Annotated in this window: 13 protein-coding genes and 1 pseudogene; 8 read left to right on the top strand and 6 right to left on the bottom strand. The window is 66.9% G+C overall.

Annotated features, from left to right (window positions below; genetic code table 11):
* The 7 genes and pseudogenes from AC1DRE_RS14410 to AC1DRE_RS14380 all read left to right on the top strand — a co-directional run.
* Positions 1-274, top strand: a pseudogene (locus AC1DRE_RS14410) (CoA ester lyase); the annotation flags it as partial.
* Between the two features lie 27 nt (positions 275-301).
* Positions 302-1,264 carry a DUF2797 domain-containing protein gene (locus AC1DRE_RS14405; RefSeq protein WP_476985239.1) on the top strand — a complete coding sequence of 321 codons (963 nt, stop codon included), beginning with the start codon at positions 302-304 and terminating at the stop codon, positions 1,262-1,264.
* 23 nt (positions 1,265-1,287) lie between these two features.
* Positions 1,288-1,512, top strand: coding sequence for a DUF3188 domain-containing protein (locus AC1DRE_RS14400; RefSeq protein ID WP_476985238.1), 225 nt, complete (start codon positions 1,288-1,290; stop codon positions 1,510-1,512).
* A gap of 110 nt (positions 1,513-1,622) precedes the next feature.
* Entirely contained in the window at positions 1,623-2,111 is a 489-nt protein-coding gene (locus tag AC1DRE_RS14395) for an FAS1-like dehydratase domain-containing protein (RefSeq protein ID WP_476985237.1), read from the top strand.
* Positions 2,112-2,114: 3 nt separating this feature from the next.
* A complete protein-coding gene (locus tag AC1DRE_RS14390; protein WP_476985236.1) occupies positions 2,115-2,567 on the top strand; it encodes a MaoC family dehydratase in 453 nt (150 codons plus the stop codon).
* Positions 2,568-2,580: 13 nt separating this feature from the next.
* Entirely contained in the window at positions 2,581-3,861 is a 1,281-nt protein-coding gene (locus AC1DRE_RS14385; RefSeq protein WP_476985235.1) for an MFS transporter, read from the top strand.
* 37 nt (positions 3,862-3,898) lie between these two features.
* The gene (locus AC1DRE_RS14380) at positions 3,899-4,966 is read left to right on the top strand and encodes a UDP-N-acetylmuramate dehydrogenase (RefSeq protein WP_476985234.1); all 1,068 of its coding nucleotides are present in this window, start codon (positions 3,899-3,901) and stop codon (positions 4,964-4,966) included.
* 11 nt (positions 4,967-4,977) lie between these two features.
* On the opposite strand, the gene AC1DRE_RS14375 is transcribed toward AC1DRE_RS14380, so the two are convergent.
* A complete protein-coding gene (locus AC1DRE_RS14375) occupies positions 4,978-5,469 on the bottom strand; it encodes a hypothetical protein (RefSeq protein WP_476985233.1) in 492 nt (163 codons plus the stop codon).
* 131 nt (positions 5,470-5,600) lie between these two features.
* On the opposite strand from AC1DRE_RS14375, the gene AC1DRE_RS14370 reads away from it, so the two are divergent.
* The gene (locus tag AC1DRE_RS14370) at positions 5,601-6,710 is read left to right on the top strand and encodes a winged helix DNA-binding domain-containing protein (protein ID WP_476985232.1); all 1,110 of its coding nucleotides are present in this window, start codon (positions 5,601-5,603) and stop codon (positions 6,708-6,710) included.
* A gap of 43 nt (positions 6,711-6,753) precedes the next feature.
* Here the strand turns inward: AC1DRE_RS14370 and asd are convergent, their stop codons facing one another.
* From asd to AC1DRE_RS14345, 5 genes are all read right to left on the bottom strand, one after another.
* Positions 6,754-7,884 (bottom strand): aspartate-semialdehyde dehydrogenase, encoded by a 1,131-nt coding sequence (gene asd / locus AC1DRE_RS14365; RefSeq protein ID WP_476985231.1) that lies wholly within the window; start codon positions 7,882-7,884, stop codon positions 6,754-6,756.
* A 95-nt stretch (positions 7,885-7,979) separates the two neighbouring features.
* Positions 7,980-8,387: a hypothetical protein gene (locus AC1DRE_RS14360; RefSeq protein ID WP_476985230.1), complete on the bottom strand. Its 408-nt coding sequence runs from the start codon at positions 8,385-8,387 to the stop codon at positions 7,980-7,982.
* A 183-nt stretch (positions 8,388-8,570) separates the two neighbouring features.
* Complete coding sequence (locus tag AC1DRE_RS14355) at positions 8,571-8,966, bottom strand: hypothetical protein (RefSeq protein WP_476985229.1); 396 nt, start codon at positions 8,964-8,966, stop codon at positions 8,571-8,573.
* A gap of 82 nt (positions 8,967-9,048) precedes the next feature.
* On the bottom strand, positions 9,049-9,462 hold the full coding sequence (locus AC1DRE_RS14350) for a hypothetical protein (protein WP_476985228.1): 414 nt from the start codon (positions 9,460-9,462) through the stop codon (positions 9,049-9,051).
* On the bottom strand, positions 9,462-10,121 hold the full coding sequence (locus tag AC1DRE_RS14345; protein ID WP_476985227.1) for a hypothetical protein: 660 nt from the start codon (positions 10,119-10,121) through the stop codon (positions 9,462-9,464). The genes AC1DRE_RS14350 and AC1DRE_RS14345 overlap by 1 nt, the downstream gene beginning before the upstream one ends.
* Positions 10,122-10,133 lie beyond the last annotated feature (12 nt).

Here is a 10,133-nt window from a genome sequence, read left to right as displayed (position 1 = left end):
GGTGGGAACCAACCACCCCATCCTGCGCGAGCAGACCGGCATCACCGTGATGATGGGCATGACCGGCAAGCTGTGCCTGGCCATCGACCAGACCAACGTCATCAACGAGGTCATCAGCCCCACGCCGTCCGACGTCGCGTGGGCCACGGACTTCATGGCCGACTTCGAAGCCAACGGCCGCGTCATCCGCGACGGCTCCGACCTGCCCCGCCTGGGCCGCGCCGAAAAGATCATGAAACTCGCCGTAGCCTTTGGCGTGCAGCCGGCGCTCTAGCGTCCCCCGGCAGTCCAAGGAGACCCCGTGACCGATATCCGTTATCTGGTCCACGGGGTCTTTTGGGATGGGGCGCCGCCCGGTTCCGCGCAGAACAGTCCGTCCGGGAGGAACGACGCCGGGACTCCGGTCATGCGGCTCCAGGACCCGGCCGGCGGGTTCAGGGAGCTGACGCTCGACGCCGGCAGCCGGCTGGGCTTCCGGGTGGCCGCGGAGGGTAAGTTATGCCTGGGGCATCACAGGGTGCATGGCCCGGCCGACCGGGACCATGTGCTCTGCCCGGCCAAGGCGCCGGCAGTCAGGGGCAGCCAGTGCGAGCGCTGCTTCGTGGTGGACGATTCCCGGCTCATCCACGACTTTCACCGCGGCGGTGGCGTTCCTCCGGGCCTGCGCGCGTACCTGATGCAGCAGCACTGGTTGTACGTGGCCACATTCGCCAACGGGGCCAGCAAGGTGGGCACGGCCTCGGACCTGCGGAAATGGAACCGGCTGGCCGAGCAGGGCGCCGTGGTGGCCCGGTATGTGGCGCGCGCGGACGACGGCAAGGTCGTCCGGATCCTCGAGGACATGCTCACCCGTGATGCAGGGCTCCCGCAGCAGGTCCGGTCAGCGGCCAAGGCTGCGGCCCTGGTGGCGCCGGCACCCGCCGTCGAACTGGACGCCCTGAACGGGCGGCTGGCAGCGGAGGCCCGCTCACTGCTGACACGCGCCGGCGGCGAAGGCTTTGACGTGGTGGACGAGAGCTGGGCGCGGCCCGGCCTCGCGGACGGGGCGTGCACGCCGGCCGCCAGGCATTCCTACCCGCATGACCTCAGCACCGGCACACACGGATTCCGGATTGGCGCGGTGAGCGGGAGCATCGCCGTTGCCGCCCTGGATGGCGCCGAGCTGGAGTTCGTGGTGAACCTCAGCCAGCTGAAGGCACGCACCGTGGAACTCGGGGACCACTACGGATCAGAGGTTCCGGCAGTGCAGGAGTCCTTGTTCTGAACGGCGGCCCGTAGAATGGCACGGTGCTGAACGAATTCTGGGCCACCGCATCCACCGCCTACAAGGTGCTCGTTTTCAGCGCCATGGGCCTGATCGCCGCAGGCATCATCCTCAACCTGGTGGGCAACACCTCCAACAACCAGGGCCTCGCCGTGGCCTCGCTGCCGGTGATCGGGCTGGGCCTGGTCCTGCATGTGGCGGGGATCGTGGTCCGCGGCCAGCAGATCCGCAAGACCTACAAGAGGTAGCCGGCGTACGACCCAGTGGAGGAATGGCGCCAGACCCTCTGCAAGTAACAGGCCGTGAGCCCGCCCACCTCTTCGGTGTCCCGCGGCGGCGGAACGATAGGCTTGAGGCCATGACTATCAATCCGGATCTGCAGGGCCGTAGCTACCCTGCCGCAGAGGTGTACGACGTCGGCCGCGAGAAAATCCGCGAGTTCGCCAGGGCCGTCAAGGCAACCCACCCCGCGCACTTTGACCTGGACGCGGCCAAAGCCCTTGGCCACCGCGACCTTGTGGCGCCGCCCACCTTCGCCATCATCATTGCCCAGCGCGCCGACGCCCAGCTGATCGAGGACCCGGAGTCCGGCATCGACTTCTCCCGCGTGGTCCACGCGGACCAGCGCTTTGTCCACCACCGACCCATTTTCGCCGGGGACCGGCTGGTGGCAGAGCTGCACGTGGACGGTGTCCGTGCCATGGGCGGCGGCGCGATGATCACCACGCGCGCAGAAATCTTCGCGCTCAGCGGTGAAGGTGCAGCAGACGGCAACGACCCGGGCGCTTCCCGGGAGGCCGTCTCCACCACCACCTCGTCCATTCTGGTCCGCGGAGAGGGACAGTAACCCATGAGCACTGCAGCCATCACCCCCGTTTTCACTGAACTCGCGGTCGGCCAGGACCTCGGCAGCCGCAGCATCACCGTCAGCCGCCAGGACCTGGTGAAGTACGCCGGCGCGTCCGGCGACTTCAACCCGATCCACTGGAATGAAGCCTTCGCCACCGGCGTGGGCCTGCCCGGCGTCATTGCCCACGGCATGTTCACCATGGGCGCGGCAGTCCAGCTCGTCACCGACTGGGCCGGCGACCCGGCCGCCGTCGTCGATTTCCAGACACGCTTCACCAAACCGGTCCTCGTCACGGACACCACCGGCACAGAGGATCCGGGGGCCGTCATCGAAGTCAGCGGCGCCATTGGCGCGCTCGACGCCGACGCCGGCACCGCGCGCGTGGACCTCACCGTGGTCTTCGCCGGCCAGAAGGTCCTGATGAAGGCACAGGCAGTCGTCAGGCTTGCGTAACAGAAAGGCTGCCTTGACCAGGGAAGCCTTCGTTCCGGCTGCCGAGATCACCCACTGGCGCAACGCCGTGGTGGTGGCCTACGGGGCCAGCGGACTCGCGTTTTCCACCTGGGTGTCCCGGCTGCCGGCCATCCGCGATGGCCTGGACCTGACCCCCGGCACCATCGGCCTGCTCCTGCTCTGCATGACTGCCGGTTCGTTTGTTTCCGTGTCCGCCTCGGGGCTGATCGTCCTCCGGCTGGGCTCCAAGCGGACCATCCGGATCGGCAGCATCATGGTGGGCTTCGGGCTGGTGCTGGCAGGCTTCGGCACGTCCGTGCTCGCCAGCCCCGTGGCGGTTGCCGCGGGACTGGCCATCATCGGGCTGGGCACCGCCAGCTGGAACACCGCCTCCAATGTCGAAGGCGCCGCGGTGGAACGCGCCGTCCGGCGGCACATCATGCCCCGGCTGCACGGCTCCTTCAGCCTCGGAACGGTGGCTGGCGCCGGGCTGGGTGCCTGGGCTGCCGGGGCCGGCGTTCCCGTGTTCTGGCACCTGGCTGCCGGCGGGCTCGTTGTGGCCGTCTCGGTGGCAACGGGAGCCGCCTGGTTCCGGGCGGACATCACGCCGGTCCAGGGGGAGCGCCCGTTCAAGGCGTCCGGGACGGACACGTTCGAGGATCCCTCCACCGGGCCCATCCCGATCGTCCGCCAGACGGACGCGGTCCCGGAACAGCCACTGGACAATAAACGCCAGATTGCCCAGGCCTGGCGCGACAAGCGCACGCTGCTGCTGGGCGTGCTGGTCCTGGGCCTCGCCCTCGCCGAGGGGGCGGCCGGCGACTGGGTGGCCCTGGCCCTCGCCGACGGCCATGGCCAAAGCGACGCTGCCGGTGCGGCGGGCTACGGGCTGTTCGTCACCTTCATGACCATCGGCCGCTTCACTGGCACACTGGTCCTGGACCGGTTTGGCAGGGTGCCCGTGATGCGCTGGTGCGCCGCCCTGGCCGTCGCCGGCCTGGGTCTGTTCGTGTTCGCCCCCGTGCCGTGGATGGCGTTCGTGGCGCTGGCAGTCTGGGGCCTTGGAGCATCGCTGGGCTTCCCGGTTGGCATGTCCGCGGCGGCCGATGATCCGGTCAAGGCCGCGGCCCGCGTCTCAGTGGTGTCCACCATCGGCTACGGCGCGTTTCTCTGCGGGCCTCCGCTGCTGGGGCTGCTGGCCGAACACGTGGGCATCCTCCACTCGCTGCTCGCCGTGATGGTGATGCTGGTGGTCAGCTTCCTGCTGTCCCCGGTGGCCCGGAAGCTCCCCTGAATCCCGGTGCCGCCCCAATGACCGCTAGGCTGGACAGGTGACCCAGACTTTGCTTTCCGACCTGACCACTGCCGCCGTCGGCGGTCCCGCCGGCACCTACATCGAAGCGCGCACGGAGCGGGAGATCATCGACGCCGTCCGCTCTGCGGACGCCGCCGGCGAGCAGCTGCTGATCATCGCCGGCGGGTCGAACCTGTTGATTTCCGACGACGGGTACCCCGGCACCGTGCTCAGGATTGCCTCCGAGGGGTTCACCGTCAACGCGGAGGATTCCTGTGGCGGGGTGGCTGTGGTGGTCCATGCGGGGCATAACTGGGATGCCCTGGTGGAGCATGCGGTGCGCCATGCATGGTCGGGAATCGAAGCCCTGTCCGGCATTCCCGGGTCCACCGGTGCCACGCCCGTTCAGAACGTGGGTGCCTACGGCTCCGACGTCTCCCAAACCATTGCCGCGGTCCGGACGTGGGACCGGGAACAGAACGCAGTCCGCACCTTCACGAGTTCCGAGCTGAAGTTCGGATACCGGGACTCGATCCTCAAGCAGACCACCGTCCAGGGGTCCCCGCGCTACGTGGTCCTGACGGTCGAGTTCCAGTTGCCGCTGGGCAGGATGAGTGCTCCGATCCGGTATGCCGAGCTCGCGAAGTCCCTGGGCGTTGAGCCCGGCAAGAGGGCATACTCCAACGACGTGCGCCGGGAGGTCCTGCGGCTGAGGGCCTCCAAGGGCATGGTCCTGGACCCGGCCGACCGCGACACCTATTCCACCGGTTCCTTCTTCACCAATCCCATCGTCCCGGCAGACGCGGCGGAGGCGCTGCCCGAAGGCGCTCCCCGCTATCCGGCCGGAGCGGACGGGCTGGTGAAGCTGTCCGCAGCCTGGCTGATTGACCATGCAGGATTCGGGAAGGGCTTCGCGCTGGAGGCCGGCAGCGTCTCCGGCGGCCGTGCATCCCTGTCCACCAAGCACACCCTGGCCATCACCAACCGGGGTTCCGCCAGCGCGGCGGACATGGTCGCCGTCGCCCGCGAGGTGCGCCGCGGCGTCGTCGAACGCTTTGGCATCGAACTGCACCCCGAGCCGCTGCTGATCGGCGTCGAGCTTTAGGGAACAGCGACTCAGTTCCGGCTATGGCGCGGGGCTACCTTGCTGAACAGCATGAACGTGAACCCGGACGCCGCTGCGCCCAGCAGGAAGACCTGGCAGAATGCCACGGACTGCGCGCTGGGGCCGTTGCGGAGGACCAGCCCTGCACCGGCGAACACCACTGCGCCCGTCAGCAAAGCAAGGGCAGCCAGCAGGAAACTCCTGATGGTTGGCGGCATCTCGCCGGCCTGTTCGTGGGCCACGGCGCCGTGCTCCTGTTCACCAGCGCGCCAGCCGCGGTGCTGGGGCTGCAGCAGGGAGGCTGCGATGAAACTGATGACCGCCACCCCCATGCTTATCGTGGAGACCAGCTGCAGGGCCTGGACGGTGGGGGAGAGGCTGGTTCCGCCGGCAATCGCGATGGACAGTCCGGCGGCCATGCCGGCGGCGCTCGTGACCCAGCCCAGCAGGGCCAGTGCCCGGCAAAGGGGCCGCAGGTGCGGCCAGAGGTCTCCGATAGTCATGCATCCAGCGTAGGGACCTCTGCTGTAAACGGGCTGGGAGGAGGCGGGGTACTGCCCGTGCCCCGCTACAGGCCGGGAGATTCCGGAAATGCGGACGTGAATTGTCCGCGGCTGGACCTACGATGGGGGGCATGGGAGCAGGCACGCGGACCAGGGTCACCCGGCAAGTCATCGGAAGGCTACGCCTTGCCGCGCAGGGGCTGCTGGCGCCGGACTTCGACTCAGTGCCGGAGGCCGTGCGCTGGATGACGGCCATGCAGGCGCAGGACATGCAGGCCGCGCTGTGGGCGGTCGGCCTGAGGGTGCGGAACTCAGGCGTCGACACGGTCCGCTCGGCGCTGGACGACGGGACGGTTGTCCGCTCGTGGCCGATGCGCGGGACGCTCCACCTGCTTGCTCCGGAGGACCTGCGCTGGATCCTGGACATCACGGCCGACCGCCTGCTCCGGGGCATGGGCACCCGCCACCGGGAGCTCGGGATTGATGCCCGCGACGTGGACGTTGCCCGTGAGGCGGCGTTGGAACTGGTCTCGGGCGGATCGGCCACGCGCCAACAGCTCTTTGAGGCCTTCGAAGCAGCGGGCCAGTCTACGGTTGGCCAGCGCGGCATCCACCTGCTGGGCGTCCTGTGCCAGCGGGCCTGGCTGGTGCAGGGACCACTCGTCGGGAACCAGCAGCTGATCAAGGCGTTCGATGAGTGGATCCCGAAATCCCGGGAGCTGGACCGTACCGAGGGCATCGCAGAACTGCTGCTGCGGTACATGTTCAGTCACGGCCCGGCCACGGAACGGGACTTCGCTTGGTGGTCCAACACTCCGGTGACGGAGGTCCGCAGCGGCCTGGTTTTGGTGAAGGACCAGCTGGTGGAGCTGGAGTTCGAAGGAGCCAGCTACTGGATGTCGCCGGCCACCGCGGCGCTGCTCGACGACGGTGTTCCCGGCCAGCGCGCCCTGCTGGCACTGCCCGGGTTCGATGAATTCCTGCTGGGCTACACGGACCGGTCGCTGGTACTCCCGGCGCAGCATTCCCAGAAGGTTGTTCCCGGCGGCAACGGGGTATTCAAGAAGACCATTGTCTCCGGCGGCGAAGTGATCGGCACCTGGGCGCGGAAAGGCACCGGGCGGACAGCCGCCGTCGTGCCTGAACCGTTCGACACGGTTAACGGACTGCGGCCCGCAGCCCAAAGGTCATTTGAGCTGCAGGCCGCGAGGTACCTGAAGTTCCTCGGCCAGGCACCGTAGCACCCCGTGCCGGGAACCTCGTGCCGGGGACCGGGGGAGGCGCCTAGAGGGTGCCGGTGGCGATGTTGAGCATGCGGCGCAGCGGCTCGGCAGCGCCCCACAGGAGCTGGTCGCCCACGGTGAAGGCGCTGATGTATTCCGGGCCCATCTCGAGCTTGCGGATACGGCCCACGGGGATGTCCAGCGTGCCGGACGCGGCCACCGGGGTGAGGCTCGCCATGGAGTCCTCCTTGGTGTTCGGCACCACCTTGGCCCACTCGTTGTCCGCGGCCAGGATGCTTTCGATCTCAGCCACGGAGAGGTCTTCGCGGAGCTTGAGCGTCAGCGCCTGGGAGTGCGAACGCATGGCGCCGATCCGGATGCACAGGCCGTCCATGACGATGTGGTTCTCGCCGGACGTGCCGAGGATCTTGTTGGTCTCGACGCCCGCCTTCCACTCTTCCTTGGACTGGCCGTTGCCCAGGTCCGCGTCGATCCAGGGGATCAGCGAGCCGGCCAGCGGGACGCCGAACTGCGTCGCGTCGATGTCGGTGCGCTGGTGCGCCAGGACCTTGCGGTCGATTTCCAGGATGGCCGACGCCGGGTCGTCCAGTTCGGAGCTGACCTCGGCGTTGAGCGTGCCGAACTGGCTGAGCAGCTCGCGCATGTGCCGGGCGCCGCCGCCGGAGGCAGCCTGGTAGGTCATGGACGTGCCCCACTCGACGAGGCCGTTCTTGAACAGGCCACCGAGGCCCATCAGCATGCACGACACGGTGCAGTTGCCGCCGATGAAGTCCTTGGTGCCGTTGACCAGGCCCTTGTCGATGACGTCGCGGTTGATGGGGTCCAGCACGATGATCGAGTCATCGTTCATGCGCAGGGTGGAAGCGGCATCGATCCAGAGGCCGTCCCAGCCGCGGCTGCGCAGCTCGCCGTGGACCCGCTTGGTGTAGTCGCCGCCCTGGGCGGTGACGATAATCGGCAGCTTAGCCAGCGTGTCGACGTCGAACGCGTCCTCGAGCTTGCCGGACCCATCGGCAAACGACGGGGCGGCACCTCCGGCGTTTGACGTGGAGAAGAACACCGGGTTGATGTTGGCGAAGTCGCCTTCGTCCTGCATGCGCTGCATCAGGACGGAGCCGACCATGCCGCGCCATCCGACCAGGCCGACGGAGGGGGTAGCTGCTGTAGTCATTCGTCCAGTTTAGACTTTGGAACCGGCACGGCGCAGTCGGTTACGTCACGCACCCAACGCACGACGGCGGCCCTCCCCGAAGCGGTGAGGCGGACTCAGTCCCTCGCAGAGTTCCGCCTAGTGGGCAACTCGATGGTTTTGCCATTCTGCTTGCGGAGGCGCGCTGCCTTGCGCTCTTTGAAGTAGTAGGCCCAGGTTGTGGGAACAATCCAGAGGCCGAAGGCAGCAGCGAACCCAAGCTGGCTCCAATTGGGCTCCTCCGTGCCGTCGGTAAACAGCTTGACGATGAGCACGGCCACCACGGTCATGATCAGTGTGATCAGGATGCTGAGGAAGAGCAGCCCGCCCGCCGAGTTAATGGGTTTGACGGCGCTGCCGACGTCGCCCTTGTACACTCCGTACTCCTCGACGGTGAGGCCCTGGCGCTCTGCCTCGGCCTCCACCTGACGGGCGTAGTAGGCCTTCCTGCCACCCCGTTGGGGCTGGTTGTCCGGCTGGCTCATGCCGTGCCTTTTCGTAGATCGCGATGCCCGCGCTTCTCACCGCTGGCCAACGCTTTGTTCTCCGCGGCCACGGCATCGTTGCGCCGCTCACGCTATTGGTCAAATACCATGGTCAGTTCTGGCCGCTGATTGTTCCCGCAACCAGCGTCGGTTAACGGCTCTGGCCTTTTCGCCGTGACCGGCTCAGTCGAATTGCCGGGAAGTGGGTTCGGGGATTCCCCGTTCCGCCCTCAGGCGTTTGGCTCTCGAAGCTACCTTCGCCATCCGGATGGCGTACAGGGCGCCACCCAGTCCGGCCGCGGTCAGGAACAGCGCGCTCCACATGGCGTCTTGGCCCCTGCTGGTGGGGCCGGCCACCAGAAAGATGGAGAAGACTGCAACGGCAGCGAAGGCAACCGCCATCATAAGGAAGCCGACTGCGGAACGCACCTGAGGCTGGGAACTGGCGGTGACCACTCCGAGCTCATCCTTGGCGTAGCTGTGAAGCCTGCCGTCCACTGTGCGGAACAGGACCCTTTTTTCACCTCGTGCCAGCGCCTGTTCGTGGTTGGCGCGGACTTGGTCGTCCGGCTGGCTCATGTCGTGCCTTCGCCGCGGGTAGCGCGGATGCGGCCCCGCGGGCTGTCATTCCCGGAATTGAGGTTGACGCTCAGGTGTTTGTTCAAAGAGGCGCTCCGCTCGGAGTGGGGACTCCGCGCTGTTCCCTGATCTTCTTCGCTTTGATCTCTGAGATGGCGCAACGGACTCCCCACCAGACCATTGCTGCCGCAAAAAGTGTGAGGACAAGGAAACCCCACGCCGGTTCTCCGTCCGGTGACCATACACCGACGGCCATAACGGCGGTCAGGATGCCGAAAGCAGCCATCACAGCGGTCACCACGATGAGGCCCCTCAGCGTGGAGACGCCATTTCCCGGCCCATTTCGCCGAAAGCCGATCTCGTCCTTCGCATAGCTGTACAGCTCGCCGCTCATGGTCCGGGAGAGGACCCTTCGCTGGCCGGCAGCCAGGGCCTGCTTGTGCCACTGCCACATCTCTTCGTCGCGTGCAGCCCGCTCGGGGTTGTTGTTGAACATTATTTTTCGTTCCTGAGTTCCCTGATTTTCTCGAGGACCTGTGCGTCGGAGAGTCCAGAGATTTCCTCCACCTCGTCCTCCCCTTGGCTGATATACCCGACCGTCCAGCCAGCAGTTCCGCGCTTGAGAAGAAGCCGGCGCTTGTGCGGGTCTTCGCGGCGCAGGATCGTGGCGCCTCCGGCCGGGTTGTCCGACAGGTGTTTGCGCATGATGTAGAAGTTTCCTTCTGCGGCGGAGATCTCGGGGTTTTGCGCCATTGCAAACCACGTCAGATACGCCCGAGGCTGCATGAGGATTTGGTAGTCCTCGGACTCAACCGATAAGACACTGTCTCCTCCGTCAGCCGTCAGCAGGGAGATCTCCATGCGTCGCACGGCAGAGGTAAGGGCCGAAGTGACCGCGGCTACCGGGCCCGAGACGGACAGCTCTCCGTCCTGCTCAACGATGGCAAGGCCGCGGGCGACAAGGGACGAGGCGCCGGCGGAAATCATCTTGATGTCGTCCAGCTCATTCTCAAGGCGCAAAGCGCGGGCGCTGTTGTTGGCTTCGTTTCCCTTGTTCAGGTTGAGGAGCGCCACGATCTCGGCGTAGCCGAAGCCGATCGAGTCCGGGTACTGTCGGTCGGTTGAACCAGTTGCTTCGGAGATGGTGTCAGTCATTTGGCTTTCCCT

The sequence above is a fragment of the Arthrobacter sp. P4_H3 genome (assembly GCF_056400885.1).
This window is presented reverse-complemented; position numbering and strand designations above follow the sequence as displayed.

Bases quoted from the DNA above. Each gene is read 5' to 3' on its own strand.
- AC1DRE_RS14360 (WP_476985230.1), bottom strand. From the start codon at position 8,387: ATGAGCCAGCCGGACAACCAGCCCCAACGGGGTGGCAGGAAGGCCTAC.
- AC1DRE_RS14390 (WP_476985236.1), top strand. From the start codon at position 2,115: ATGAGCACTGCAGCCATCACCCCCGTTTTCACTGAACTCGCGGTCGGC.
- AC1DRE_RS14370 (WP_476985232.1), top strand. From the start codon at position 5,601: ATGGGAGCAGGCACGCGGACCAGGGTCACCCGGCAAGTCATCGGAAGG.
- AC1DRE_RS14375 (WP_476985233.1), bottom strand. From the start codon at position 5,469: ATGACTATCGGAGACCTCTGGCCGCACCTGCGGCCCCTTTGCCGGGCA.
- AC1DRE_RS14345 (WP_476985227.1), bottom strand. From the start codon at position 10,121: ATGACTGACACCATCTCCGAAGCAACTGGTTCAACCGACCGACAGTAC.
- asd (WP_476985231.1), bottom strand. From the start codon at position 7,884: ATGACTACAGCAGCTACCCCCTCCGTCGGCCTGGTCGGATGGCGCGGC.
- AC1DRE_RS14355 (WP_476985229.1), bottom strand. From the start codon at position 8,966: ATGAGCCAGCCGGACGACCAAGTCCGCGCCAACCACGAACAGGCGCTG.
- AC1DRE_RS14350 (WP_476985228.1), bottom strand. From the start codon at position 9,462: ATGTTCAACAACAACCCCGAGCGGGCTGCACGCGACGAAGAGATGTGG.
- AC1DRE_RS14395 (WP_476985237.1), top strand. From the start codon at position 1,623: ATGACTATCAATCCGGATCTGCAGGGCCGTAGCTACCCTGCCGCAGAG.